Here is a 25,968-nt window from a genome sequence, read left to right as displayed (position 1 = left end):
GATGGCGCCCTCCCATCAGAACCGGTCGCACCTGCACGGGACCCGGCGTACCGCTGACACCTCGCTGACAGGAAGTGTCAGCGCCCTGGCGTCCGGTCCCGGGGCCCCTGTCCGATCATGGGCGGCATGACCGCACCCGCCGAACTCCCCGGACCGGCCGAACTCCCCGCACTGGCCGGTCTCATACGGCCCCTGACGACCCTCTACCTGGACCTGCACCGGCATCCGGAGCTGTCGGGCGCCGAGGAGCGCACAGCCGGCCGGTTCGCCGACTGGCTGCAGGACGCCGGGTACGAGACCGTGCGCGGGATCGGCGGCCACGGCGTGGCCGGTGTCCTGCGGGGCGGGCCGGGGCCGACGGTCCTGCTGCGGGCGGAGCTGGACGCGCTGCCGGTGCGGGAGACGACCGGGCTGCCCTACGCCAGCGAGGGGGAGGCGGCGCACGCCTGCGGACACGACCTGCACCTGGCGGCGGCCGCGGGCGCCGCCTCGCTGCTGGCCGGCTCGCCACAGGCGCGGCAGGGCACGGTGATCGTGGTGGGCCAGCCGGCGGAGGAGACCCTGGAGGGCGCCCGCGCCATGCTCGCGGACGGGCTGTACGAGCGGACCGGCCGCCCGGACGCCGTACTGGCGCAGCACGCGGCTCCGCTCCCCGCGGGGATGGTGGCGCACGGGTACGGGCCGATGACCGCGGGGAGCGTCACCTTCCGGGTCGTGGTGCACGGCCGGGGCGGGCACGCGGGAGCCCCGCACCTGACGGTGGACCCGGTGGTGGCGGCGGCGCACGTGGTGACCCGGCTGCAGACGGTGGTGGCGCGGGAGGCGGCGCCCTCGGAGCAGGTCGCCGTGACGGTCGGCTCCTTCCACGCCGGTGACCGGGCGAACATCGTGCCGGACCGGGCCGAGCTGGCCGTGACCGTACGGGCGGCCGGCGCGGCGGCGCTGACGCGCGCGGCCGCGGCGGTGGAACGGATCGTCCGGGCGGAATGCGCGGCGGCGGACTGCCCCCGCGATCCGGAGGTCGTCCGGGTGTCCTCCTCCCCCGTCACCCACCCCGACCCGGCGACGACGGCCGCGGTCCGGGAGGCCCACGCGGCCGCGTTCGGCCCCGGGCGGGTGGCGATGTGGCCTCCGACGCTCGCGACGGAGGACTTCGCCCTGTTCGGGGACGCGGGACGGGACCTGCACGGGGCGCCGGGTATCCGGCTCGCCTACTGGATGCTGGGGGTGATCGGCCCGGCGGCGTGGTCGGCGGCGCCGGGGGCCGGGGCGGCCGAGAAGCTGGCGGCGCTGCCGGCCAACCACGCGCCGGACTTCGCGCCGGACGTGCGCACCGCCCTCCCGGCGGGCGTCCGCGCCCTCACGGCGGCGGCCCTCGCCTGCCTGACGGCCCCGGCGGCACGCGGCGCCTAGTGCTGTGACCGGAAAGGCTGCGGAAGGGCCGCGGCGGTCGGCCGCGGCCCTTCGTGCGGGCCCGTACCGGAGGGTCAGGCCCCGCTGGCGTCCAGCATGTCCTCGCGCTCGACGATCTTCACGCGCTCGCGGCCCTGGGGCCGGCCGAGGGCCTTCTCCGCGGCGTCGAGCCGGTACCAGCCCTCCCAGGTGGTGTAGCGCACGTTCCGCTCGGCGAGGAAGGTCTCCACGGCCTCCGGCGCGGGCTCCGACGGGGTGTGCAGACGGCCCTCCGCGTGGTCCGCGAGCAGGTTCGCGACGGTTTCGTTGGCGTCGCCCTTGGTGTGGCCGATGAGGCCGACCGGGCCGCGGCGGATCCAGCCGGTGACGTACGTCGACTGCAGGTGCGCGCCGGCTTCGATCACGCGGCCCCCCTCGTCGGGGACCGTGCCGGTCTCGACGTCCCAGGGGAGCTTGGGCAGCTCGTCGGAGAGGTAGCCCACTGCCCGGTAGACGGACTGCACGTCCCAGTCGGTGAAGCGGCCGGTGCCCTTGACGTTGCCGGTCCCGTCGAGTTCGGTGCGCTCGGTGCGCAGCCCGACGACCCGGCCGTCCTCGCCGAGCACTTCGGTGGGGGACTCGAAGAAGTGCAGGAACAACTTGTGCGGGCGGTCGCCGATGTCGCGGATCGCCCAGTTCTCCAGGGTCTTGGCGACCATGTCCGCCTGCTTGTTCGCGCGGCGGGTGGCGATGGAGCCCTCGTCGTAGTCGATGTCCTCGGGGTTGACGATGACCTCGATGGTGGGCGAGTGGTCCAGCTCGCGCAGCTCCATGGGGCTGAACTTGGCCTGGGCCGGACCGCGGCGCCCGAACACGTGCACCTCGACGGCCTTGTTCGCCTTCAGCCCGTCGTGGACGTTGGCCGGTATCTCGGTCGGCAGCAGCTCGTCGGCCGTCTTCGCGAGGATGCGGGCGACGTCGAGGGCGACGTTGCCGACGCCGAGTACGGCGACCTTCTCGGCGTCCAGCGGCCAGGTCCGGGGGACGTCGGGGTGGCCGTCGTACCAGGACACGAAGTCGGCCGCGCCGTAGGAGCCGTCCAGCTCGATGCCGGGGATGCCCAGCTCGCGGTCGGCCGTGGCGCCGGTGGAGAAGATCACGGCGTCGTAGAACGCGCGCAGCTCGTCGAGGCCGAGGTCGTTCGGATAGTCGACGTTCCCGAAGAGGCGGACCTGCGGCTTGTCGAGCACCTGGTGCAGGGCGGTGATGATGCCCTTGATCCTCGGGTGGTCGGGGGCCACGCCGTAGCGGATCAGGCCGAAGGGCGCGGGCATCTTCTCGAAGAGGTCGATGGACACGCCGGGCTCCGCGGCGGTCTCGGACTTCAGCAGCGCGTCCGCCGCGTAGATCCCTGCGGGACCGGCACCGACGATTGCTACCCGCAGGGGGCGAGGCATGACGAAGTTCCCTTCGAGTGACAACAGGCTGGATCAAGGACGACCCTAAACTGAGGTAACCCTAATCCAGCACCCGGTGGCAGGTTATGGCCTCATAATTAAATCTTATGACTCCCCCAAGCCCTCCTTGGATGGTCGCGTTCCGCTCGCACCGCTCCGCCAGGCGCGCGGGGCGTGGACCGGCCGCCTGAGGGAACCCGCTGGTCAGCGGGCACCCCAGCTGACAGACTGAAACGGTTTGATCACCCCAGGAGGACCAATGGCAGACGAAACAGACACCCCGCAGGACGAATCGCCGGCCGAGGAGGCCAAGCGCAAGTTCCGGGAGGCTCTGGAGCGCAACGCGGCGAATGCCCACTCCCAGCAGTCCCACCAGAGCCGGGCGAAGGTCCAGGGTGCCAGCAGCGGCCCCGGCGGCAAGAACAAGAAGGTCCGCCGCAAGACCGGCTGACCCCGGATGCGAGGAGCTCCGTCCCGCCGCCGCGGCGGCGGGACCGGGCGGGCCTGCGGACCGGCCTGCGACCGGGGGGCCGCCGGTCCGCGTTGAGCCACCCGGGTGAGTGGGGATAACCCCGGGCGCCGTCAGCAGTTGATCAGCGCGTCCCGCCGAGGGCAGCTATCTCATGCGACAGTGCGACAGAAGGATCCCCCACATGTTCAAGAAGTTTATGGCCACCGCTGCGGTCACCGCCTCCGTCCTGGGCGCCGGCGCCGCCGCGGCCGCCCCGGCGATGGCGATCGGCAACGACAACGGCGTCAACACCGTGAACGGCAACGGCTCCGCGCAGGTCTTCGGCAACCAGGAGACCGAGGGTGCCCAGAGCCCGCAGCTGAGCGCCATCCAGGGCTCCCTGAACAAGCTCTGCGTGGGCCTGCCCGCGAAGGTCAACGCCCAGTCCCTGGTGGCGGTCCTCGCCAACATCGGCGTCCAGGACGTCAATGTCCTCGCCAACCCGCAGAACCAGCAGTGCGCCGAGAACTCCACCCAGGCGAAGGGCGACGACTCCGCCTCGCACATCCTGGAGAACATCCCGGTGCTTTCGGGCAACCTCTCCGCCGGCAGCTGAACTGCCCCTCGGGGTGGGCGTGACGGCGTCACGCCCACCCCGAGGCGCGGAACCCCCGCGCCCCACGAGATCTCCTTGGTCTGGACCTTGACAGGTCCAGACCATTTCGCTTCAGTGGGCTGAGTCGCCGCCCCCACCCACGGCAACTCCCCCCCACCGAAGGAGCAGTTTCGTGATACCTGCACTGCGCCGCCGCGCCCTGTCCCTGGCCGCGGCCGCGGCCGTCACGGTCGGACTCGCCCTCACCTTCCCCACCGCACAGGCCACCGCGGCCGCCGCCTGCGCGAGTCCCTGGGGCTCCGCCGCCGTCTACACCAACGGCATGAGCGCCTCGTACAACGGGCACAACTGGCAGGCCAAGTGGTGGACTCAGGGCGAGACGCCCGGCACCACCGGGCAGTGGGGCGTCTGGTCGGACCAGGGGACCTGCGGAGGCGGCGGGGGCCAGGACCCCGACCCCGGCAATCCGTCCGGATTCGTGGTCTCCGAGGCCCAGTTCAACCAGATGTTCCCGAACCGGAACCCGTTCTACACCTACAACGGCCTCGTCTCGGCGCTGTCCGCGTACCCGGCTTTCGCGCAGACCGGCGACGACACCGTGAAGCGGCGCGAGGCCGCCGCCTTCCTCGCCAACGTCTCGCACGAGACGGGCGGGCTCGTGCACATCGTCGAGCAGAACACCGCCAACTACCCGCACTACTGCGACGCGACGCAGCCCTACGGCTGTCCCGCCGGCCAGGCCGCCTACTACGGGCGCGGCCCCATCCAGCTGAGCTGGAACTTCAACTACAAGGCCGCCGGGGACGCCCTGGGCATCAACCTGCTGGCCAACCCGTACCTCGTCGAGCAGGACCCGGCCGTCGCCATGAAGACGGCGCTCTGGTACTGGAACACGCAGAACGGCCCCGGCACCATGACCCCGCACAACGCCATGGTGAGCGGCGCGGGCTTCGGCGAGACCATCCGTTCCATCAACGGCTCCCTGGAGTGCAACGGCGGCAACCCGGGGCAGGTGCAGAGCCGGATCGCGGCCTACCAGCGCTTCACGCAGCTCCTCGGGGTGACGCCCGGGAACAACCTCGGCTGCTGACGCCGGTGCCCGGGCTCAGCGGCCGCCGCGCAGTGCGGTGGCCAGCTGGGCCCGGGAACGCACGTTGAGCTTCTGGTAGATGCGGGTCAGCCGCGCCTCCACGGTCTTGACGCTGACGAAGAGCTTCGCCGCCGCCTCCTGGTTGCTGGCCCCCTGGCCGACGAGCACGGCGAGGCGCCTCTCGGCCTCGGTGAGCGAGGCGGCCGCGTCCCCGGCGCCGCCCTCGCCGCCTGCGGCGGCCGGCTCCCGGGCCAGCTCCGCCCAGGGAGCCGCGCCGGCCCGTTCGAACACCCCGGCGGCGGCCAGCAGTGCCTCCCGGGCGGGGGCGCGCCGGCGCCGGCGGCGCTCCACCCGGGCGAGGGCCAGCAGGGTGCGGCCCCGTTCCCACGGCAGGTGCAGGGCGGTGAACCGCTGCTCGGTGGCCTCCAGCAGGGCGACGGCCGCGTCGGCCTCTCCCTGCGCCGACAAGCTCAGGCCCCGGGCCCGGTCGAGGGCGGCGACCACTCCCGCGCGGCCCAGGCGCAGGGCCACCTCCCTGACCCCGTCCAGGAGGGCGGCGGCCTCGTCCGGGGCGTCCGCGGCGACCAGGGCCTCGGCCAGGTCCCCGTGCCAGCGCAGGATCGAGGGGTCCACCACCTGCTGGGCGGCCTCCAGGGCGGCGACCCGGCGCAGGGTCGCCACCGCCTTGGCCGCCTCACCCGTTGCCAGTTCGACCAGGCCGAGGGCGTGCAGGCTGCGCGAGAGGAACACCTGGTCCTGCTCTTCCTCGGAGGCCTGGATGCCGCGCCTGGCATACCCGGCGGCGCGCGCGAACCCGCCGCCCACGGCCTCGGCCATCGCGGCCACGTACCAGGCGGGGCCGGGCGACAGTCCCGCCTCGATGGTCAGTTCCAGGGCGCGCCGGGCATGGGCGGAGGCGCTTTCGCAGCGGCCCCCGCGCAGTTCCACCTCGGTGAGGCTGCGCAGGACCTCGAAGACGTCCTCGGCGGAACCGGTGCGCTGCACGGCGGGCAGCAGGACCAGCAGCAGGCGGCGGGCCTCGGCGAGGCGGTCGTCGAAGAGGGCGTGGCGGACGGCGAGGTAGCGCGGGGCGTTGCGCATGCCGAGGGGCACTTCGGGGGCGGGCAGGGCGAGGGCCTCGGCGAGGATCTCCTCGGCGCCCGCGTCGCCCAGGATCCGGCCCATGCGGGCCCGTACGGTGAGGGCCATCGCCTCGGCCACCGGGTCCCCGCCCCGGGCGGCGAGCTCGCCGGCCTCGGCGGCGGCGTCCCGGGAGCGGACGGGGTCGCCGTCACTGAGGTTGTGCTTCCAGGCGATCCGCAGTTGGACGGCGGCCTGCAGGGCGGGGTCTCCCGCGGCGTCGTCCGCGGCGTGGGCGAAGGTCTCCTCCAGGGCGCCCAGCGCCTGCCCGGCGGCGTCGATCACGGCGAGCCGGGCCCGTACCCGGTCGGCCGGGGAGGCGTCCCGGGCCAGGACGGCCCGGGTCGCACGGCGGGCCAGGTCGGCGCGGCCGGCCCAGCCCGCGTCCTCGGCGGCGGCGACGAGCCGGGCCAGCTCCTCCCCGGCCAGCTGCGAGGGCGTGCGTTCGGCCGCGAGCAGGCCCAGTTCGGCGGCGAGGGCCCGCTGGCCGCGGCGGCGGCAGGCTGCGGCGGCCGCGGTGACCTCCTCGGCGAGCCACTGGTCGGGGGTGTCCACGGCGAGCGCGCGGTGGCGCACGGCCTGGACGGGGTCGTCGACGGCGGCGGCCAGGGCGGCGTGCCCGGCGGCGCGGTCGGGCCAGCCGGCGTCGGCGGCCAGGACGGTGGGCAGGGCGCCCGCGGTGAACTCCACGGCTCCGTCCTCGCCGACCCGCACCAGCGCGGCCCGTTCCGCCGCGGCCAGCTCCGCTTCGGCGTCGGGCCGCCCGGCCCGGCGCAGCAGGGCGGTGGTGGGCCGGGCGGCCAGGGCGGCGAGCAGCAGGGTCCGGCGGGTCCGGGCGGGGGCGGCGGCGAGGAGGCGGCGGGCGACTTCGCGGGCAGGTCCGGAGACGGGCAGGGTGTCGGCGTGGTGGGCGCCGCCGTCATGGGCGTCGGCGAGGGACTGGCCGAGGGCCAGGGCCAGGCGCGGGTTCCCGCCGCTGGCCTGGTGGATCCGGCCGGCGAGCCGGGCGGGCAGGCCCCGGCGCACGAGCAGTTCGGCGACCTCGTCGGCGCCGAGCGGGGGCACCGGCACGGCCGGGGTGCCGGGGCCGCAGAGGCGCTCGCCCACCGGGGCCCCGCCCTGGACGCATTCGGCCACCAGGACCCGGACCCGGGCCGGGGTGAGGCGCAGGGCGAAGCGGAGCAGGTCGGTGGTCTCGGCGTCGAGCCACTGGGCGTTGTCCAGGACGAGCAGGACGGGCTGGCGGGCGGCGAGGGTGCGGAGCACCTCGACGACGGCCAGGCGCAGCGCGACGTGGTCGCGGCCGGCGCGGGGGGCGTCGGCCTCGCGGCGCAGCAGGGCGATGGCGGTGCGCTGCGGTCCGGAGAGGCGTTCCAGTGCGGCGGCGGGCACGGAGGCGAGGAGCGCGGCGGCGGAGGCCTCGGGTATCCACTGGTCGGCGGCCTCGGGGGCGAGCAGGAGCACGCTCTCGCGACGGGACTGCGCCGCGGCCGCGACGGCGCGGACCAGCTCGGTCTTGCCCGCTCCGGCGGCTCCCGTCACCAGGGCCCGGCCGTGCGTGGTCAGCGCGCGGTCGACGGCCTTGATCAGTTCCCCGTGTCCTACGCTCGTGTCAGCGTGCCCCGTCGCCGCCACCACGCACAGCCACCAGCCTCTCGGTCCCCAGCTCCTGTGCCCTTCCTGTGAGACGCGACAATACGAGGTCGGATGCCGGGTGGACCCGGATTGTGACGCAGAAATCAGTCAGCTGACGGGAAAACCCCCCGGACCTGCCGGTACGGGTGTACCGGCAGGTCCGGGGGGCGGGGTTGGTCCGTACTATCGGCCCGTCAGGCCGGGTGGGGACCGGGGCGCGGCCGGGTGGGCCGGGCGGCCGGATCAGAAGCCGAGGCTCCAGGAGTCGATCTTGCCGGTGTCGCCGCCCGCGTTGTCGTTCACGCGGAGCTTCCAGGTGCCGTTGGCGACCTCGGAGGAGGCGTTGACGGTGAAGGCCTGGTTGATGTTGTCGGTGCTGCCGCCGGCCCGGTTGTGCAGGACGTAGACGGAGCCGTCCGGGGCGACCAGGTCGACCTTCAGGTCGCCGATGTAGGTGTGCGCGATGTTCACGTTCACCTTGAGGGCGGCCGGGGCGTTGCCGGTGACGCCGCTGACGGTGATGGGGCTCTCCACGGTGGCGTTGTCGCCGATGGCGAAGTCCGCGGTGTTCTCGAAGGCCGGGGTGACCGGGCCCGAGGTGACGGCGGCGACGGTCGCGGCCGCGTCGGCCAGGCCCGTGCCGCAGCCGCCGGTGCAGGTGCCGGCCAGCGGGCGGGCGTTGGCCTTGATCGCCGACTCGATCTGGGCCGGGGTCAGCGCGGAGTTCGCGGACTTCAGCAGGGCGGCGAGGCCCGCGACGTGCGGGGCCGCCATGCTGGTGCCCTGGTACGGCTTGTACAGCTCGGCGCCGGGGGTGGTGGTGCCGCCGTTGAGGGTGGAGAGGATGCCGTTCTCGGGGGTGGTGACGGTGCCGGGCGTGTCCGTGGCGCGGCGGGTCTCACCGCCCGGGGCGGCGACGTCGATGATCGTGCCGTAGTTGGAGTAGAAGGAGCGGTCGCCGGTGCGGTTGCTGGCGGCGACGTTCACGACGTTGTTGCAGCTGGCGGGCGAGAAGCCGGCGGCGTCCGCGTTGCTGTTGCCCGCGGCCACCACGACGGTGGTGCCCCGGCCGACGGCGGCGTTGATGGCGTTCTGGTAGGTCGCGGTGCACGCGCCGGAGCCGCCGAGGCTCATGTTGATGACCTTGGCGGGGGTGGCGTTGGCCGGGACGCCCGCGACGGTGCCGCCGGAGGCCCAGGTGATGGCGTCGACGATGTCGGAGGTGGCGCCGCCGCACTTGCCGAGGACGCGGACGGGCTGGATCTTCGCCCCGTACGCGATGCCGGCGATGCCCTTGGAGTTGCCCGTGGCCGCGGCGATGGTGCCCGCGACGTGCGTGCCGTGCCAGGAGGAGTCACTGGCCTTGGAGCCGACGCCGCACTCGCCGGCCGCGCTCCAGTCGCCCTGGTCGGCGGGGTTGGCGTCGCGGCCGTTGCCGTCGCGGGCGGCGCTGGAGGTGCTGATGAAGTCGTATCCGGCGACCACGTTCGCGGCGACGTCGGAGTGGGCCACGTAGCCGGTGTCGATCACGGCGACGGTGACGCCCGCACCGGTGGTCTTGTCCCAGGCGGCGGGGACGTTCATGCCGGCGGTGGGCTCGAAGAGGTCCCACTGCTTGGCGTACTCGGTGTCGTTGGGGGTGGCCAGCGCGTAGGCACGGGAGTCGGGCTCGACGTAGGCGACGTCGGGGTCGGCGCGGAACTGCGCCATGAGGTCGGCGGCCTCGGCGGGGGCGACGGCCGCGCCCAGGCTGACCAGGGCGGCACCGGTGCCGAGGCGGCGGTCGAAGGTGGCCTTCTTGCCGGCCTTCTTGCCCTTGGTGGCGGCGTCGTCGGCGGCTGCGGTGTTGGAGCTTGCCTCGGTGGCCGTGGACTTGTATCCGACGATGAGGTTCTCGACCGGCGCGGTGGCGGCGGTCCCGGCGGCGGCGGCCGGGCCGGGGGCCGGAACCTCGGCGGCGAGGGCCACGGAAGCGGTGGCGGAGCCGGCGAGCAGGGTGACGGACATGGCCACCACGGATATGAGCCTACGTCTGGATGCGTGCACGGTGTTCCCTTTCGCGGGCCGTTTCCGGGCAGGCCGGAGCGGCCGGTCGGTGCAGTGTGGGAGGTGAACCGGCGGCTGCGGGACCGGGACGGGCTGGTCGACACCCGTCCCGGCCACCGCTGCGCGCCACGTTGCCCGTCCACGACGGTGGGGCTCAGGGCAACGGCATGACCGGTGGTCCGTACCGCCCGACGGCCTCGCGCCATGTGGGGTGGGAGCGTGGCCGGGGGCGGGGGAAGATCGCCGGTGGGCAGACAGTAGGCAACGGGGGGATGAACTCGATACGGGGAAAACCCTTGTCGGCCCCCTCCGGCTCCCCCGGGGGTGGTGCGGCCCCGCTCCCCCGCAGGTCAGCCGTGCGGTCGGCGGGGGGCGTCCCGGCGGCCCTCGGCGAGTGTGCGGAAGGTGGTCCAGCTGGTCTCGTTCGGTTCGGTCCACCGCTCCGGGGCATGGGCGAACTCGGGGCGGTGCGCGGCGATGTAGGCGCGGGTGCGCTCGGGCGCCTCGGCGTACGCGTCCAGTTTGCGGCCGCGGCAGTGGAAGGTGAGACCGCCGGGCTGCTGCCCCCGCTCCATCCAGGGGAGCCAGGGAGACATCCGTGTCCACGACATGGCCGACGGGACGCTCACCGCGTCGGTGGTGAGGACCGACGCGGGCGCGAAGAACTGGAAGAGCTCCAGGGCCCGGTAGGTGTCGTCCGCGGAGTTCTTCGGGTACCGGGCGACGGGCAGCGGGGAGGGGTAGGCCAGCGGGATCTCCAGGCTGAAGCAGACCTGGTCGCCGAGGCGGGTGACGGGGACGGGGAAGGGGCGCCACTTCTGGTTCGCCGGGTCGTTCCAGACGTGGACCACGGGCTTGTCCTCCCAGGTCTCCAGGATCTCCCGGGTGACCGGATCGAGGTAGAAGGCCGCTTCCCTGGTGAGCAGTTGGTAGCCGCCGTCCTCGCCGTCCCCGGGAACCAGGCGGGCGACGTTGAGCCCTTCGAAGCCGAAGAGCCGCTGGTGGGCCTCGCCCGGGGCCCAGGACCAGACGTCGCCGGACCACCAGAAGACGACCTCGCGGCCGTCGAGCGAGGCCCGGGTGCGGGCGAGGGCGTTGAGGAGCTCGGCGGGTGTCATACGGCGAACTGTGCGGGGCCCTCGCCCGGTTCGGCAACCCTCCGCAATCGTTCCACCACGGCCCTTCTGCCCGCATCCCCTGATCTGCCCGGGGCTACGGGGCAGGCACGTACGCCGACTCCGCGCCGGGCCGGCGCCGGGGCGCCGCCGGGTTGACGCCGCCTGCGCCACCGGCGACCGTGACCGCCATGGGGAACGAACGCCGCCTGCTCACTCTCGTCGTCTGCCTGGTCCTGGGCGGCGGCCTGCTCGCCGCGGTGCTGGGCGCCTCGCGGTCGGGCGGCCCGCAGCGGGGTTCCGGCGCGGGCCCCGCGCCCTTCGACCAGGTGGACATCCGTGCGGTCGCGCCCGACGCCGGCCCCGCCCCGGCCCGGGGGCCCGACGCCTCGACCGGTTCGGCGGCGGTGGACTGCGGGCGCAACGCGGAAGGCCACTACAACGAGGACAACCTCGTCGTCTCGCCCGGCGTGCCGTCCGGGGCCCACCACACGCACGCGTACGTGGGGAACCTCTCCACCGGTGCGATGTCCACCGACGCCTCGCTGGCCGCGGCCGCCACCAGCTGTGCGGGCGGCGACCGGTCCACGTACTACTGGCCGGTCCTGCGCCGCCCGGACCGGCCCGGAGCCCGCCCCCACGAGGGCTCGGCCGGGCACGGCAACACGGGCGAGATCCTGCCCGAGGCCTCGGTCCTGGTGGAGTTCCACGGGAATCCGGTGAGCAAGGTGGTGCCCATGCCGCGCTTCCTGCGCGGCATGACGGGTGACGCCGTCGCGTACACGGCGGCCGACGAGAGGGACGTCCGCGCCCGCTGGGGGTGCTCCGGCTTCCCCGACCGGACCACCACCCGCTACCCCCGCTGCCCCGCGGGCGACCGGCTCACCCGCACCCTGACCTTCCCCAGCTGCTGGAACGGCCTCGACACCGTCAGTGCGGGGCGCCGTTCGCACCTGGTGTTCCCGGCGGCCAACGGGGTCTGCCCGCGCGGCACCTTCCCCGTGCCCGAGCTGCGCCTGTCCTTCTCCTACGCGCTGCCCGCGGGCGCGCCCGTGGCGCTCGACTCCTTTCCCGAGCAGCGGCACAGCCCGAAGACCGACCACGCCATGTTCGTGAACGCGATGACCGCCGAGCAGGCCGCTGCCGTCGCCGACTGCCTGAACACCGGCCGGGCCTGCCGGATGTGAGTGACGTACGTCACGTGAACCGCGGGCCTCGCGCGGGCGTGTTCCGACCGCACCAGGCAGTCGAGGAAGACGGAGAGGGTGAGATGGCCGGACCACTGTGGCCCCGCACTCGGCGGGGCTCGACCGATGAGGTACTGATCACATCGGTGTACGAGGAGCACGGCCACGCCCTGCTCGCGTACGCCACCCGGCTGACCGGGGACCGCGCAGCCGCCGAGGACGTGGTCCAGGAGACCCTCCTCCGGGCCTGGCGGCACTCCGAGGTCCTGGTCAACGGGAAGGGTTCGGTGCGCGGCTGGCTGCTCACGGTGGCCCGCAACATCATCACCGACCGGTACCGGGCCCGGGCGGCACGGCCCGCGGAGGTCTCCGGTGAGGCGTGCGCGCCCGCGGTGGAAGCGGACCACGCGGACTCCGTGGTGGACTCGATGACGGTGCTCGGGGCGCTCGACCAGCTGTCGCCGGAACACCGGGACGTGCTGAAGGAGTTGTACTACCGCCAGCTCAGCGTCGCCGAGGCGGCCGACGCCCTGGGCATTCCCGCGGGCACGGTGAAATCGCGTTCGCACTACGCCCTCAAGGCCCTGCGCGAGGTGTTCAGGGAAGGTCTTGGCAGGGAGAGCGACTCCAGAACAGGGAAACGAACGGGCAGGCCGCCCCAGCAGCCCGCCGGACTGCGTGAGGTGGTGGCATGAACCGGCTGCGGCACGAGGAGGAACTTCTCGGCCCGTACGTGCTCGGCGTCCTGGACGGCGGGGAGGCCCGCCGGGTCGAGGACCACATGCAGGGCTGCCTGCAGTGCCGGGAGGAGGTGACCGCGTTGCGGGAGATGGAGCGGGCGCTCGGCGAGGTGCCCGACGAGGCGTTCCTCGACGGACCGCCGCAGGGCGGTGACCTGCTGCTCCAGCGGACGCTGCGGCAGATGCGCGGGGAGCGCTCCGGTGAGCGGCGCCGCCGCACGGCTCTGGCCGGGCTGGCCGCCGCCGCCTCGCTGGCCGCCGTGTTCTGGGCCGGAGCCCGGCTGGGCGGCGCCGACGGGGCCCCGGAGGCGCTCCCGCCGTCCCCCTCCCCGTCGGTTTCGGCCGCTCCTTCGCCGCCGCCGGCCGGGACGAGGGTGGCCTCGGCGACCGACCGGGTCTCGGGGGCGCGGATGACCGTGCAGATGACTCCCGCCGCCCGGTGGGTGCGGGTCAACGCCGCCGTCACCGGCATCCCGCCGGGCGAGCGCTGCCGGCTGGTCGTCGTCGCCAAGGACGGTACGCGCACCACCGCGGGCGGCTGGGTCGTGGGCGCCGGCCAGGAGGGCGGCGGGGGCAAGGGGGCCTCCCTGGACGGCTCTGCGGCCGTGGACCCGGCCGACGTCAGGGCGGTCGTCGTCGAGAACGAGGCGGGCCGGACCTTCGTGTCCGTTCCGGTGTAGCGGACGGGCGGGAACGTGACAGAGCCCGGGAGCATGTCCAGCTCCCGGGCTCCTGCTTGCCACCCAATTGCGCACACCGGCGGCGTTTAAGAGCCGCGGATCATGGTGATGCCGACGTGTTCTGCCTTTGAACTACCGCGCCACGCAGAGGCGCAGGAGGGACTTGAACCCTCATCCGTCGGTGGTCGTCCGGGCTCGGTCGATCCGGTGTTCGGCGGCGAATACTGAGACTGGAGCGAGAATCTGAGATTCAAGGGGCCGCCTCTGCCAGGCTGGGCCACCCCGGCACGCAGTGCCGGGGGAGGGATTCGAACCCCCGTCTGACACCCCTGGGTCAGCTTCAACATCAGTTTCAGCTTGCGCTCTCGCGCACCCCCCGCTCGCACGGAGGGCGTTCTCGGGGCTACCTGAACAGGTAGCCGAGCACCGCGTCGCCGACCCGCTGGTCGACGACCTCGGCGCCGTTGGCCTCCTCACGGGCGAACTTGACCGCCTGCTGGAGCCGTTCCACCCGGTCGAGCAGCTCGTTCACCCGGCGTGCGGGCAGCGCGCCGGAGAACTTCACCGTGGTCCAGTACCCGACCGGGACGTCCTCGTAGTAGACCTCGACCTGAGCCGGGTGCTTCTCGGTGGCCTCGGCCTTGACGTGGTTGCGCGGCACCTTCTTCGTGCGGATGGTGCGCACGGCGTCCGTCTTCCAGGTGTCCGTGGACGGGTCCAGGCTCCAGGACTCGGAGGCGTCCAGCACCGGCAGCTTCCGGACGAAGGTGTGCAGGTCCGTGAGCTGCTTCTCCAGGAACAGCAGGTACGGCACGGGCACCTGTGCGAGCAGCACGGAGCCGTCCACGACCACGTCCGCCGCCGCCGTGCGGTTCGCCCAGTCCTTCGTCGCCGTCACGTCGAAGAGCCGCGTCAGCGTCACCGCGGTGGCCCGCAGCACGTCCTCGGCCATGACCTGCACCCGGGTGGACTCCGGGGGCAGTTGCTCGCCCTCCTCGTCCTTGGGCTGGTAGGTCCGGGAGATACCGGCCAGCAGGGCGGGCTTCTGGACGTCGTGGTGAGCCTGCGAAAGCTCCTGGAGGGACTTGGACTTGACGCCCTTTTCCACTGCGATGATCTGATTCAGCTTCGGCACACGGTGAACCTAACAGGGGCGGGGGCGGGAGCACATGCGATTTTCCACCCGGTCAGGACAGCCGGACGGGGAGGTCGAAGAGGTCGTTCTGGGTCAGGATCGGCTTGTTGCGGAGCTCCTCGGGGGCGACGGCCAGGGAGAGGCCCGGGAAGCGGGCGTACAGCGCCGGAAGTGCCACCAGGGCCTCCAGCCGGGACAGGGCCGCGCCGGGGCACACGTGCGGGCCGTGGCCGAAGGAGATGTGCCGGTTCGGGGTACGGGTGGCGTCGAACTCCCCGGCCGTGGGCCCGAACTGCTCCTCGTCGCGGCCGATGGCGCCGAAGGAGATGATCAGCCCTTCGCCCGCGGGCAGGATCCGGTCCCCGACCTCGATGTCCTCGGCGGCGAAGCGGATCAGCACGTGCGAGGTCGGGGTGGACCAGCGCAGGGTCTCCTCGATCACGTTCTCCCACGGCACCTCGCCCTTGAGCACCCGGGCGCGCTGCTCGGGGTGGGTCTCCAGGGCGACGACCGCGTTGACGATCAGGCTGATGGTGGTCTCGTGCCCGGCCGCGACCATCAGCTGGAGGGTGTTGGTGATCTCCTCCGTGGTGAGGCGGTCCCCGTCCTCGGAGGCGGCGATCAGGGCGCTGGTCAGGTCGTCCCCCGGGTTCTGGCGCTTGGCCTCCACGATGCGGGAGAAGAGCGCGCCGAGGTCCGCCATCATCTGGGGGACTTCCTCGGGGCGGGTCTGCGTGGAGAAGAACTTCTCGAACAGCGCCTTCAGCCGGGGGTGTTCGGCCGCGTCCACCCCCATCAGCTCGCTGATCACGTTCATCGGGAGGGGGTAGGCGAACTCGGCCTTCAGGTCCACGCGTTCACCGGCGGGCAGTGCGGCGAGCCGGTCGAGCATGCCGGCCGTCAGGGCCTCGATGCCGGCCCGCAGCCTCTCCACCCGGCGGACGGTCAGGGCCTGCGCGACCAGGGTGCGCAGCCGGCGGTGCTCGTCGCCGTCGACGGTCAGCATCGAGCGGCCGGGGTTGACGAGCCCGATCAGCGGCCAGTCCAGGGGTATCTCGCCGCGCTGCCAGGCACCCCAGGCGTTGATGTCCTTGACCACGCGGGAGTCGGTCAGCAGCGCCCGTGCCTCGGCGTGGCGGGTGACGGCGTACACCCCGACGCCGCCCGGCAGCACCACCCGTACCAGCGGACCCGCGGCGCGCAGGGCGGCGCTCTCCGCGTCCAGGTCGGTGACGAAGGGGTCCAGGGTCAGGGGCGCGGCGGCGGAGTGGTCGATCGGGCACGTCATCGGGTGGCTCCAAGGGCGGGGGTCGGGGTGTAGGTCACCGGGAGTTCGGAGAGCCCGCGCAGCCAAGGGGACGGGCGCCGGGACAGTGCGGAGGCGGGGACGGCGAGGTCGACGTCCGGCAGCCGGTCCAGGAGGACCTCGATGCCGGTGCGGGCGATGACCTCGGCGACCTCCTGGGCCGGGAACGGGCAGCGGTGCTCGCCGTGCCCGAAGGAGAGGAAGGCACTGTTGCCGCCGGTGAGGGCGCCCGCGTCGGTGCGCACGTGCGGGTCGGCGTTCGCGGCGGCGAGGCCCAGCAGGAGCAGGTCGCCCTCGGCGATGCGGCGTCCGGCGAGGTGGGTGTCGCGGGAGGCCCAGCGGCCGGCCACGTTCTGGGTGGGGGTGTCCTCCCACAGCACCTCGTTCATGGCTTCGCCGACGCTGTGCCGGCCGCCGGCCAGGGAGGCCTCGAACCGGGGGTCGGTGAGCATCAGGCGCAGGGAGTTGCCGATCCAGTCCGCGGTGGGCTGGTGGCCCGCGGCCATCATCACCATCAGGTCCTGGGCGATCTCGTCGACGGTGAAGCCGGCCCGGTTGGCGAGCATGCGCGAGGCGACGTCCGGGCCGGGTTCGGCCTGCTTCGCGGCCAGCAGGGCGTACATCGAGCTGCCGAGGTGCGCCTGGCCCGCGAGGGCTCCCTCCCGGCCGTTGATCATGTCGTTCATGGCGGCGACGAGGCCGGGGCCCTCGGCGTCGGAGAAGCCGTAGATCCGGGCGAGGACGCGCAGCGGCAGCAGCATCGCGTACTCGCCGACGATGTCGCAGGAGCCCTTGCCGCACAGGTCGTCGATCAGCTCGTCGGCGAACCGCTCGGCGTGGCCCTTCAGTTCGAAGGGGTCCACGGACTCCAGGGCCTCACTGATGACGGCGGCCCGCTCGCGGTGGCGTTCCCCGACGGTGTAGAGGATGGACGGCTGGCGGCGGCCGATCATCGGGAGCAGCGGCCAGTCGGCAGGGATGCGGTCCCACTGGTTCCACAGCTCGGAGTCGCGGGAGAAGAGCACCGGGTCGCTGGTGACCTGGTGCAGCTCGCGGTAGCCGAGGACGAGCCAGGCCGGTATGTCGCCGTCCAGGACGACCGGGGCCACGGCGCCGTGGTCGCGGCGCATCTCGCGGTACAGGCCGAGGGGATCGGTCTGGAAGCGGGGGCCGCCGAGGGGGACGGGCTGCGGCTCGGAGGCGGCGGGGGTGGTCACGGGGTGGGCTCCGGGGTCTTCGGCTGGTTCGACCGGACGGCCGTCCGGAGGTGCTGGACGAGGGAGATGAGGACCTGCTTACTGGACTCGCGGGAGCGGGCGTCGCAGAACACCAGGGGCACCTCGGGCGGCAGGTCGAGGGCGGCGCGGACCTGCTCCCGGGTGTGCTCCTGTCCGCCGAAGTCGTTGCAGGCGACCACGAAGGGGGTGCCGTGGTGTTCGAGCCGGTCGATGGCGTACCAGGAGTCGGCGAGGCGGCGGGTGTCGACGAGGACGACCGCGCCGAGGGTGCCGGAGAACAGCCGGTCCCACAGGAACCAGAACCGTTCCTGGCCGGGCGCGCCGAAGAGGTAGAGCACGTTGCGTGCGTCGAGGGTGATGCGCCCGAAGTCGAAGGCGACGGTGGTCGCGGACTTCGAGGCGATCTTGTCGGTGTCGTCGACGGCCTCGCCGGCCTGCGTCATGGTCTCCTCGGTGTTCAGCGGGCGGATCTCGCTGACCGAGCGGACCATCGTGGTCTTGCCGACTCCGAAGCCGCCCACGATCACGATCTTCAAGCCGTTGTCGGCGGTGCTGTGCAGGGTCTGGCGACGCGGTTCGGGGATCGCGTCAGAGGCTGCGGAGTCCATCGAGCACCTGCTCCAGGATGTCGAGGTCGGGAAGGCGGTACGTGGTGCGGGGGTGGCGGGCGCTGATCCGGCCCGTGCCGAGCAGGTCGGCGAGGAGGATGCGGACGATGGAGACCGGCAGGCCCAGTTCGGCCGCGATCTCCACGACCGCGGTCGGGTACTGGCACATGCGCAGGATCGCCGCATGCTCGGACTGCATGCCGGGGACCGGGTCGCACTCGGAGACGATGAGCGTGACCAGGTCGAAGGCATCGGAACCGGAGCGGCTGCGGCCACCGGTGAGGGTGTAGAGCCGGTCCGGGGAGTCGTCCCGGCCCGTGCGGCCCCTGCTCATCCCCGCGGCAGGGCGACGAGGTGCTCGCCGAGCTGCTCCACGAGTTCGGACATGTTGTGTCCGGCGAGGCCGGCGTCGGCCTCCTCGGAGGCGACGAGGGCGAGGTGGGCGCCCTCCCCGGCCTCGACGATGAAGAGGATCCCGCCGTAGAACTCGGCCATGGCGGAGCGTACGCCGCCGGTGCCGTCGCCGAACTCGATGGACGCCCCGTGCGAGAGGCTCTGGATGCCCGCGGCGATCGCGGCCAGCTGGTCGGCCTGGTCGACGGACAGCTCCGGGGTGCGGCACAGCTTGAGGCCGTCCCGGGAGAGCACGAGGGCGTGCCGGGCGCCGGGGGTGCGCTCCAGCAGGCCTTCCAGGAGCCAGCTGAGCGTCTCGTCGGTGGTGGAGCCGGTCATTGCGCGGTGCCTTCCGGGTTCTGGGGGTTCGTGGGGTGCGCCGAGGCGCCTCGGACGGCCTGGCGGAAGCTGCCGAAGCGGGCGGCCGGACGGGCGGACTCGGCAGGGCCGGTGTCCGTACGGGGGGCCGCCGCGGGGGCGCCGGGTCCGTCGGGGTGCGCGGCGGCCAGGGTACGGCCGCGCCGCCGCTGGGGAAGCGCGGTCCCGCCGGTGTCGGGGACCGGGTGCTGCCCGGTGGATCCGCCGTCGTGGGCGGGGGGTTCGGCGCCGTCTGCGGGCGGTTCGCCGTACGGGGCCGGGGTCTGGGCCCGTTCGTGCGTACGCTCCCCCGGGCGGCCGGCGCCCTCGGACGCGGGCGGGGCTGCGGGAGTGGTGTCGGGCGCGGGGGAGGCGGCCGGTACGGGGGCTGCGGGCTCCGGGGCTGCGGCGGGTTCGGCCGGGGTGCGGCTGATCAGCTCCTGGGGCAGCATCATCAGGGCGCCCGTACCCCCGCGCGCCGAGGGACGGAAGGAGACCGTCAGCCCGTGCTTGCGGGCCAGCCGGCCGACCACGGCCAGGCCGAGGCGGGTACCGGAGAGCCCGGCCAGGTCCAGCGACTCGGCGGTCACGGCCTGTTCGGCGCGGCGCAGCTGCACCTCGCTCATGACCAGCCCGCTGTCCTCGACGGTGATGACGATCCCGGCCGGCACCTCCTCCACGTACACGTGGACCTCGGCGGTGGGCGGGGAGAAGTTCGCCGCGTTGTCCAGGAGTTCGGCCAAGGCGTGCATGACGCCCTCGGCGGCGTGTCCGGCGACGGCAGCGTCACTGGTGGAGTGCAGCCGGACCCGCTGGTAGCTGCCGATCCGCCCCATGGCTCCGCGCAGCACGGACTCCATGACGATCGGCTTGGCCCAGCGGCGGCCCGAACGGGCCCCGGTGAGCACGGCGATGGAGTCGGCGAGGCGGCCCGCCTGGGCGGTGCGGTGGTCGAGGTGGAGCAGGTCGCCGAGCACGTCCTCGTCAGCGTGCCGGTGCTCCATGTCGCGGAGGTCGGCCAGCATGCCGGTGGCGAGCGCCTGCATGCGGCCGGCCGCGTTGGCGGCGGCGGCCATGGCGGCGGCCCGGCCGGACTCGGCGCGGCGCAGCTCGGCGCCGAGCTGCTCGCGGGCGGCCGCCCCGGTGGCGGCCAGCGCCCCCAGCTCCGCGGTGTGAGCCGCCGTCAGCCGTGCCAGTTCGGTGGCGTGGACCTGCGCCATGCCGGTCCGTTCGGCGGTGCGCGCGGCCGCGTCGCGGGCGGCGTCGGCGGTCATCCGGGCGATGTGGGCGTCACGGTCGGCCAGTTCGGCGCGCAGCGCGGTGATCCGGCTGCGCTGCATCCGGGCGGTGCGCGTCGACCAGGTCACCGCGAACGCGGCAACGGCCAGCAGCAGCACGCCCGCACCGGAGAACCAGGCGAGGGGGACGCGGACGGTCGACGGGGCCGCTGCCACCGCCGCCGTGCAGACCGCGCCGGTGGCCGCTGTGGTGATCAGCAGGGCGAGCGCGGAGGGGCGGAGTGGGGAGGGCGGCGCCGTCATCGATCAAAGCCTCATACCGGGCGGGAGCGGAGGAATTGGTTTCCTGGGGTAACCGGGGCCAACTATAGGAGAGTTATTGATCGATTTAAAAAGGCCTTGACCCTCATCATATGAGGAAGTGATCACTTAGGGTTGTTTTGCAGCGATTTTTGACCACGGGACCAAGGTAAAAACCGGCTCTCCCCGATCGACCGGCCGCTCGCGCCAGGTGCCGGTCGCACCCCCCGCCGGCCGGCCGCACCGCACGCGGACCGACCGGGACCGACGCGGACCGATCGTCACATTGCGGTCCATGACATCCTGTGACGTCACAACTCGCCGGACGGAATCGGCGGACGTCCGGGGAATATGGGGAAGGTCCATGAGGCTCTGCTTCCTGGTGGAGGAGCACTACCGCCACGACGGCATGCCGAACGAGGTGATCGGGCAGCTGACCGCTTGGGGCCACCGGGTGGACGTGGTGCGGCCGGGCGGATCGCTGCTGCGGATGTCCGAGGTGGTGGACGCCGGAGCCCACGACGCCTGGGTGCTCAAGACGGTGTCCGGCGGGCCGGGCCTGACCCTCCTCGAAGCCGCCGCAGCGGCGGGGATGACCACCGTCAACGACGCCCGCTCGATCCGGGGCGTTCGCGACAAGGCCCTCGCGGCAGCCATCGGGCGCGGCCGGGGGCTTCCGCTGCCGCCCACGTACGCGGTGGCCTCTCCCGCCCTGCTGCGCGAGATCCCGGACGCGGACTACCCCCTGGTCGTCAAGCCGGCCGACGGCAGCTCGGGGCGGGCCGTGCGCCTGGTGCCCTCGCCGCGGCAGTTGGAGCAGACGCTGCCGCTGCTGGCGGGCGAGGGCATGCTCATCGCCCAGCCGTACGTCCCCAACACCGGCACCGACATCAAGGTGTACGGGGTCGGCGGCGAGCTCTTCGCCACGGAGCGCTGCTCGCCGCTGCACCCCGACCCCTCGGTGCGCGAGCGCCGCGTGCCGTTGTCGGCGGAGGTCGCGGCGATCGCCGCCCGGGTGGGCTCGGTGTACGGGCTCGACCTCTACGGGGTGGACGTGCTGCTGGGCCCGGACGGTCCGGTGGTCGTCGACGTCAACGACTTCCCGAGTTTCCGTCAGGTCCCGGACGCGGCCGCCCGGGTCGCCCGGGCGGTCCTGGGCCTGGCCACGGCAGGCGGCTCCACGGCCCCGTACCCGAGGCCGCACGCGGCGCTGCCCGTCTCCATCCCGGCGCAGGCGACGGTGCGGACGGCGGAGGGCGCGTGAGGATCGGCCTGATCACCCCGGAGCCCGGCCATCCGTTGCTGGCGGCCGTCACCTCCCTGCTGACCCGGGAGCACGTCGTGGAGGTACTCGACCCGCGGACGGACCCGGCCCCGCCGGTGGCCGCCGACGTGTACCTGCTGAAGTCGCGCACGGCGCCCGCCCTGGCACTCGCCCGGCACCTGGAGGGGCGGGGCGCTGCCGTGGTGAACTCCGCGTCGGCCACCGCCCTGTGCCAGGACCGCACGGCGATGGCCGCGCTCGCCCGCCGCGCCGGGCTGCCCTTCGCCGCGACCCGGACGTACGAGTCCTTCGCCGCCTGGGCGGCCGGGGCCGCCGGGGATGCGTCCGCCTTTCCCGCGGTGGTCAAGAGCCGGCAGAGCCGCCGGGGCGACCTGGTGGCCCGCGTCGACGGCCCCGACCAAGTCTCCGACCTGGCCGCCGGCTGGGCGCAGGAGCCGGTGACCGTCCAGGAATTCACGCCGAACGACGGCTGGGACCACAAACTGTGGGCCGTCGGGGACCGGGTCTTCGCCGCCCTGCGCCGCTCCGAGCTCTCCCCGCAGGGCCGCGGTCCCACCCGGCCGCTGCCCGTGGACGAACTGCCCCCGGGCTGGGCCGACCTGGTGCGCGAGGTGGGGGCGGTGTTCGCCCTGGACGTCTACGGCGTGGACGTCATCGCCACCGGCGCCGGCTCACCGCTGATCGTCGACGTCAACGCCTTCCCCGGCATCCGCGGCCAGGCGGGCGCCCCCGAGGCGCTGGCGGCCCTGGCCCTGAGCCGCGCCCGCACCCCCCGGCCCCCCGCGGGCCCCGGCGCCGGGGTCGGCGCCGGCCCCGGCCGCGCCTGAGCCGGCGCCGGCCCCCGGCAGCGGCGGGCACCGGTCTTGCCGTCGGCAGGGCCGGACGGGGGAATGCTCCGGGTGGGCGGGGGCCCGGGCGGTGTCGCGGCGGCGACGGGGGCCGGGCCCCGTGAGGATCGGGGGATGGGCGTCGTCCTGCCGGTCCTCTTCGCACTGTTCGCGGCACTGAGCAATGCCCTGGCCACGGTGCTCCAGCGGCGGGCCGCACTCACCGTCCCGCAGAGCGGCGGCTTGCGCCCCGGGCTGGTCCTCGACCTGCTGCGGAGGCCGCTGTGGGTCGCCGGAATCCTGGCCGTGATCGCGGCGGGCGTCGGACAGGCCCTGGCACTGGCCACCGGAGCCCTGGCCCTCGTCCAGCCGCTGTTCGTCCTGGAACTGCCGCTCGCCCTGCTGATCGCCTCCCTGATGGCGCGCCGGCGGCTCCCCGGAGCCCTCTGGCTGGCCGTGGCCGCAGTGGTGGCCGGGCTCGGGGTCGTCCTGGTCGCCGCTTCCCCGCAGGGCAACCGCACGCACGTACCGCTCGAACGCTGGGTGCTGTCCCTGGTGGTCTGCGCCGGCGTCGTGGCCGCGCTCACCGCGGCCGGGCTGCGCCGCCCGCCGGGCCGGGCCCGGGCCGGCTGCCTCGGAGCCGCCACCGCCGTCTGCTACGCCCTCACCGCCGCCCTGATGAAGTCCGCCGTGCACATCCTCGACGAGCGGGGCCTCGTCGCCTTCCTGACCACCTGGCAGACCTACGCCTTCGGCGCGACGGGGATCTGCGCCCTGCTGCTCCTCGAACACGCCATGCAGGGCGGCCCGCTGGTCGCCTCGCAGCCCGCGCTGACCCTCGGCGACGCGAGCCTCAGCGTCGCGCTGGGCGTGGTCCTGTACGAGGAGCACCTGCGGGCCCACTGGTGGGTGCTCCCCCAGCTGCTGGGCCTCGCCCTGGTCTGCGGCGGCGTACTCGCCCTGGCGAAGGCCGGGGCGGACGCCCCCTGACCCGGGCCCGCGGGACGGCGCCGGGTCCCTCGCCCCGGAGAGCGGGCGGGGCCGGGTAGCGTGCGGGGAAGTCGAGCGGAGGGCGGGCACGCACGCGCGGGGCCCCCGCCGGCGCCTGACCCGCGGCCTCAAGGACGCGATGGCGGCTTCCGGGAGGACTCCGCCGCAGCCGCGCGGCCGCGGCGGCGACGGAACAGGGCCGCGCCGGCCGTGAGGGCGCCCAACAGGGCCGCCGAGACCGTCAGGAGCCACACGGGCACGCCGTCCCCGACCGTGAGCAGCTCCTCGCGGTACACCACCCTGCGGTACGGGGTGTCCTCGGCGGTGGCGCGCAGTTCGTGGTCGGCGTCGATCCGGCCCGGTTCGGGGAAGGCCTGGTCGATCGCGGTGAGGAAGACCCGTCCGCCCCCGGTGAGCGCCGCGACCGGACCGTCCCCCGGGTCGACGGCGCCCGCGAAGGTCACCCGCGGGGTGTTCCCGCCGATCGGGGAGACGGGCTCCATCCGGTGGTCGGCCAGGACGTACAGGCCGAGCGACTGCCTCGCCCGCGCCATCCGCGACAGCCGCATCGGGTAGACCAGCCGGTCGCTGTCGAAGCGGATGCTCAGCGGGTCCAGCTCCCCCGCCAGCGGCCTGCCCTGCTCGCGCGGGGCGAGGCGTACGGCGACGTACTCCCAGCCCTGGTCGACGTACGGCCGGACCTCGGTGGCCAGCCGGTCCGGCAGCCGGAAGCCGTTGTCCTCCAGCCACGTGCGCAGGGCGCCGGGGTCGGTGGCGGTCAGGCGGGCCACGTCGAAGTCGCCGAGCCGCTCGCGCCCGACGACCCCGACGCCCGGGGCTGCGGCGCCGGGGGCCGGGGCCCCGGCCGTGTCGCGGCCGCCCGAGGTGAAGGGCCAGTCGCCCTCGCGCGGCCAGAAGCGGGTCCGGACCCTGCGCTCGGGCCGCGTCATGTCGGCGAGCGCGCCGAACACCTCGGCGTCGCCGAGTTCGACGGTGGCCCTCCCCGGCACGGGCATGATCCAGGCGGCCCGGCGGGCGTCGCCGCCCACCGTGAACCGCATGACGATCTGCTCGGTGCGACCGTCCCAGCGCACCACGGACGTCTCCCGGTCGACGCCGATGACGGACCCGCCCTCGGGCACCATCGCCCCGCAGCCGCAGGCGTACGCCGGACTGATCAGCGAGCCCAGCTGGGTCGCGAGCAGGGCGAACAGCAGCGCGAGGATTCTTCGTTTCGTCGGCACGGCACCTCAGACGAAGCGCCGCCGCATCCGGTTCCTGCCACCCGCCCGGCCCTGGTCTCGGAGGGGGCCTGATCGCATACTCCTCCCATGAGAGGGATGGACGACAAGCCGCGCAGCAGCCCGTTGGTACCCGATGCGGTGGCGGCGGAGATCGCACGACACGACTGGGAGTCGGTGGAGTGCGGGTGCGGCCGTTCCGCGCTGCACCTGGAGGACACCCTGTGGGCCGCGGCCGAGGGCCATCCGGCGGCGTTCCGTGCGCTGGAGGGTCACGCCTTCACGGGGAAGCAGCTGGCGCCGCCCGCCCCGGCGGTGGCAGGGGTGCTGATGGCCGTGTGGGAAGCGGGCCCGCCGCGCCGGGCGACCCGCGAGGCCCTGCTGTGGACGGTGCTGGCGCTGCTGGGCGCGCAGGACGACGGGAGTTCACACGAGGCGGGCCTGTACGGACAGTCCAGCGCGTTCGTCCGGCGGGGGCTGCCCGGGATCCGCGCGGAGGCGGCGGCCGCGCCGGGCACGGTGTCCGCCGCCTACGCCGAAGGCATCGTGGACATCCTCGGCCTGCGGGAGTGAGCAGTCGGGGCGCTCCCCGGAGGGCGGTCAGGGCGCAGGGGTCCCGTCGGGGGTGGCGGTACTGAGGTCCTGGAGGCGGCCGGCGGCCGCTTGCGCCGTCCGGCGGGCCTCCTCGGCCGCGCGGGCCGCCGTACGCAACGCCTGTGCGGCTTCCGCCTCGGCCGCGTGCGCCCGGTCCCGGGCCGCGTCCGCGCGCTGTGCCTCCCCGGCCGCGCGCCGGTGGCCTTCCTCGGCCGCCCGGAGTTCCGCCTCCCGGGCGGTCGCGGTCCGTTCCGTCTCCCGGGCCTCGGCCGTCGCCGCCGCCAGTGCCTCGGCCGCCCGCGGGTCCGGTTGCGGGGCGGCGGGTGCGGGTCCGGCCGCCGGCGGGGTCGCACCCGGGTCCAGCGCGGGGAACTCCGTCACCACGGCCGGGGGCTTCGCCAGCCGTCCCGAGGCCCACGCCGCGGCGGCGTCCGGATCGGCCAGGACGGTCCGCAGGATCTGCTCGACCTCCCGCAGCGCCGCCTCCGAGACCGGCGTCCCCGCCTGCGCCGCGAGCCGGACCGCCTCCCCGGCCAGGGCGCCGACCACCACGTGCTGCTCGTGCGACAGCTCCCGCAACTGCTCGCCGTCCAGGGAGCGGTGGGCCTCCCGCAGGGCCTGCCCGAGCCGGCAGAACTGCTCGGCCTCCTCCGGCTTCGCCCGGACCAGCAGGTTCGATGCCCAGGCCGCGAGCGTGGGCCGGCGCATCCCGGCGATCCGCTTCGCCGCGGCCCGGTCCCCCGCCTGCTTCGCCCGGGCCGCCGCCTCGTCCCGGGCCGCCGTGAATCCTGCGGGTGCCAGCCCGTACAGCCTGTCGATGACCTCTTCCACGTCCACGCCGACCACTTTCGGCCATCGCAGCCCCGGGGGGCGCGGACGCGCACCCGCGGCACGGGAGCCGGACGAA

24 protein-coding genes are annotated in these 25,968 nt (G+C 74.2%); 11 read left to right on the top strand and 13 right to left on the bottom strand.

Annotated features, from left to right (window positions below):
* Positions 1-117 precede the first annotated feature (117 nt).
* Positions 118-1,413 (top strand): amidohydrolase, encoded by a 1,296-nt coding sequence (locus tag ACLJTM_RS08515; protein ID WP_411102815.1) that lies wholly within the window; start codon positions 118-120, stop codon positions 1,411-1,413.
* A 74-nt stretch (positions 1,414-1,487) separates the two neighbouring features.
* Here the strand turns inward: ACLJTM_RS08515 and ACLJTM_RS08510 are convergent, their stop codons facing one another.
* On the bottom strand, positions 1,488-2,849 hold the full coding sequence (locus ACLJTM_RS08510) for an FAD-dependent oxidoreductase (RefSeq protein ID WP_411102814.1): 1,362 nt from the start codon (positions 2,847-2,849) through the stop codon (positions 1,488-1,490).
* 259 nt (positions 2,850-3,108) lie between these two features.
* Between ACLJTM_RS08510 and ACLJTM_RS08505 the strand changes: the two genes are divergently transcribed.
* From ACLJTM_RS08505 to ACLJTM_RS08495, 3 genes are all read left to right on the top strand, one after another.
* A complete protein-coding gene (locus tag ACLJTM_RS08505; RefSeq protein WP_190183994.1) occupies positions 3,109-3,300 on the top strand; it encodes a DUF5302 domain-containing protein in 192 nt (63 codons plus the stop codon).
* A 202-nt stretch (positions 3,301-3,502) separates the two neighbouring features.
* A complete protein-coding gene (locus ACLJTM_RS08500; RefSeq protein WP_411102813.1) occupies positions 3,503-3,916 on the top strand; it encodes a rodlin in 414 nt (137 codons plus the stop codon).
* Positions 3,917-4,100: 184 nt separating this feature from the next.
* The gene (locus ACLJTM_RS08495; protein WP_411103274.1) at positions 4,101-5,006 is read left to right on the top strand and encodes a glycoside hydrolase family 19 protein; all 906 of its coding nucleotides are present in this window, start codon (positions 4,101-4,103) and stop codon (positions 5,004-5,006) included.
* A 15-nt stretch (positions 5,007-5,021) separates the two neighbouring features.
* On the opposite strand, the gene ACLJTM_RS08490 is transcribed toward ACLJTM_RS08495, so the two are convergent.
* The 3 genes from ACLJTM_RS08490 to ACLJTM_RS08480 form a co-directional block, all read right to left on the bottom strand.
* Entirely contained in the window at positions 5,022-7,784 is a 2,763-nt protein-coding gene (locus tag ACLJTM_RS08490; protein ID WP_411102812.1) for an AAA family ATPase, read from the bottom strand.
* A gap of 240 nt (positions 7,785-8,024) precedes the next feature.
* Positions 8,025-9,788, bottom strand: coding sequence for a S8 family peptidase (locus ACLJTM_RS08485; RefSeq protein ID WP_411103273.1), 1,764 nt, complete (start codon positions 9,786-9,788; stop codon positions 8,025-8,027).
* A 389-nt stretch (positions 9,789-10,177) separates the two neighbouring features.
* Positions 10,178-10,945, bottom strand: coding sequence for a DUF1838 family protein (locus tag ACLJTM_RS08480; RefSeq protein WP_411102811.1), 768 nt, complete (start codon positions 10,943-10,945; stop codon positions 10,178-10,180).
* A 188-nt stretch (positions 10,946-11,133) separates the two neighbouring features.
* Between ACLJTM_RS08480 and ACLJTM_RS08475 the strand changes: the two genes are divergently transcribed.
* The 3 genes from ACLJTM_RS08475 to ACLJTM_RS08465 all read left to right on the top strand — a co-directional run bounded on the left by ACLJTM_RS08475 (position 11,134) and on the right by ACLJTM_RS08465 (position 13,549).
* A complete protein-coding gene (locus tag ACLJTM_RS08475) occupies positions 11,134-12,129 on the top strand; it encodes a DUF1996 domain-containing protein (RefSeq protein WP_411102810.1) in 996 nt (331 codons plus the stop codon).
* Positions 12,130-12,212: 83 nt separating this feature from the next.
* Entirely contained in the window at positions 12,213-12,824 is a 612-nt protein-coding gene (locus ACLJTM_RS08470; protein WP_411102809.1) for a sigma-70 family RNA polymerase sigma factor, read from the top strand.
* The gene (locus tag ACLJTM_RS08465; protein ID WP_411102808.1) at positions 12,821-13,549 is read left to right on the top strand and encodes an anti-sigma factor family protein; all 729 of its coding nucleotides are present in this window, start codon (positions 12,821-12,823) and stop codon (positions 13,547-13,549) included. Before ACLJTM_RS08470 ends, ACLJTM_RS08465 begins: the two co-directional genes overlap by 4 nt.
* 403 nt (positions 13,550-13,952) lie before the next feature.
* Here ACLJTM_RS08465 and ACLJTM_RS08460 read toward each other — a convergent pair whose 3' ends face one another.
* From ACLJTM_RS08460 to ACLJTM_RS08430, 7 genes are read right to left on the bottom strand one after another with little or no spacing between them, the layout of a single operon-like run.
* The gene (locus tag ACLJTM_RS08460; RefSeq protein ID WP_411102807.1) at positions 13,953-14,684 is read right to left on the bottom strand and encodes a hypothetical protein; all 732 of its coding nucleotides are present in this window, start codon (positions 14,682-14,684) and stop codon (positions 13,953-13,955) included.
* A 52-nt stretch (positions 14,685-14,736) separates the two neighbouring features.
* The gene (locus tag ACLJTM_RS08455; RefSeq protein WP_411102806.1) at positions 14,737-15,972 is read right to left on the bottom strand and encodes a cytochrome P450 family protein; all 1,236 of its coding nucleotides are present in this window, start codon (positions 15,970-15,972) and stop codon (positions 14,737-14,739) included.
* Positions 15,969-17,207 carry a cytochrome P450 gene (locus ACLJTM_RS08450; protein WP_411102805.1) on the bottom strand — a complete coding sequence of 413 codons (1,239 nt, stop codon included), beginning with the start codon at positions 17,205-17,207 and terminating at the stop codon, positions 15,969-15,971. Before ACLJTM_RS08450 ends, ACLJTM_RS08455 begins: the two co-directional genes overlap by 4 nt.
* The gene (locus tag ACLJTM_RS08445; RefSeq protein ID WP_411102804.1) at positions 17,204-17,836 is read right to left on the bottom strand and encodes a GTP-binding protein; all 633 of its coding nucleotides are present in this window, start codon (positions 17,834-17,836) and stop codon (positions 17,204-17,206) included. The genes ACLJTM_RS08450 and ACLJTM_RS08445 overlap by 4 nt, the downstream gene beginning before the upstream one ends.
* A complete protein-coding gene (locus ACLJTM_RS08440) occupies positions 17,817-18,170 on the bottom strand; it encodes a DUF742 domain-containing protein (protein WP_411102803.1) in 354 nt (117 codons plus the stop codon). Before ACLJTM_RS08440 ends, ACLJTM_RS08445 begins: the two co-directional genes overlap by 20 nt.
* Entirely contained in the window at positions 18,167-18,568 is a 402-nt protein-coding gene (locus tag ACLJTM_RS08435; protein ID WP_411102802.1) for a roadblock/LC7 domain-containing protein, read from the bottom strand. Before ACLJTM_RS08435 ends, ACLJTM_RS08440 begins: the two co-directional genes overlap by 4 nt.
* Positions 18,565-20,127, bottom strand: a complete 1,563-nt coding sequence (locus ACLJTM_RS08430) for an ATP-binding protein (RefSeq protein ID WP_411102801.1) — start codon at positions 20,125-20,127, stop codon at positions 18,565-18,567. Before ACLJTM_RS08430 ends, ACLJTM_RS08435 begins: the two co-directional genes overlap by 4 nt.
* A gap of 361 nt (positions 20,128-20,488) precedes the next feature.
* Here ACLJTM_RS08430 and ACLJTM_RS08425 point away from each other — a divergent pair, with 361 nt between their 5' ends.
* The 3 genes from ACLJTM_RS08425 to ACLJTM_RS08415 all read left to right on the top strand — a co-directional run bounded on the left by ACLJTM_RS08425 (position 20,489) and on the right by ACLJTM_RS08415 (position 23,226).
* Positions 20,489-21,388 carry a RimK family alpha-L-glutamate ligase gene (locus ACLJTM_RS08425; RefSeq protein ID WP_411102800.1) on the top strand — a complete coding sequence of 300 codons (900 nt, stop codon included), beginning with the start codon at positions 20,489-20,491 and terminating at the stop codon, positions 21,386-21,388.
* The gene (locus ACLJTM_RS08420; RefSeq protein ID WP_411102799.1) at positions 21,385-22,236 is read left to right on the top strand and encodes a RimK family alpha-L-glutamate ligase; all 852 of its coding nucleotides are present in this window, start codon (positions 21,385-21,387) and stop codon (positions 22,234-22,236) included. The genes ACLJTM_RS08425 and ACLJTM_RS08420 overlap by 4 nt, the downstream gene beginning before the upstream one ends.
* A 135-nt stretch (positions 22,237-22,371) precedes the next feature.
* The gene (locus ACLJTM_RS08415) at positions 22,372-23,226 is read left to right on the top strand and encodes a DMT family transporter (RefSeq protein ID WP_411102798.1); all 855 of its coding nucleotides are present in this window, start codon (positions 22,372-22,374) and stop codon (positions 23,224-23,226) included.
* 128 nt (positions 23,227-23,354) lie between these two features.
* Here ACLJTM_RS08415 and ACLJTM_RS08410 read toward each other — a convergent pair whose 3' ends face one another.
* Positions 23,355-24,470: a DUF2330 domain-containing protein gene (locus ACLJTM_RS08410; RefSeq protein WP_411102797.1), complete on the bottom strand. Its 1,116-nt coding sequence runs from the start codon at positions 24,468-24,470 to the stop codon at positions 23,355-23,357.
* Positions 24,471-24,557: 87 nt separating this feature from the next.
* On the opposite strand from ACLJTM_RS08410, the gene ACLJTM_RS08405 reads away from it, so the two are divergent.
* A complete protein-coding gene (locus ACLJTM_RS08405; protein ID WP_411102796.1) occupies positions 24,558-25,040 on the top strand; it encodes a hypothetical protein in 483 nt (160 codons plus the stop codon).
* Between the two features lie 27 nt (positions 25,041-25,067).
* Here the strand turns inward: ACLJTM_RS08405 and ACLJTM_RS08400 are convergent, their stop codons facing one another.
* On the bottom strand, positions 25,068-25,898 hold the full coding sequence (locus tag ACLJTM_RS08400; RefSeq protein ID WP_411102795.1) for a hypothetical protein: 831 nt from the start codon (positions 25,896-25,898) through the stop codon (positions 25,068-25,070).
* Between the last annotated feature and the right edge of the window lie 70 nt (positions 25,899-25,968).

Source organism: Streptomyces sp. cmx-4-9, from assembly GCF_046548835.1.
Classification (GTDB): Bacteria; Actinomycetota; Actinomycetes; order Streptomycetales; family Streptomycetaceae; genus Streptomyces.
The sequence above is the reverse complement of the archived record's forward strand: the minus strand, read 5'-3'. Positions and strand labels throughout refer to the sequence as shown.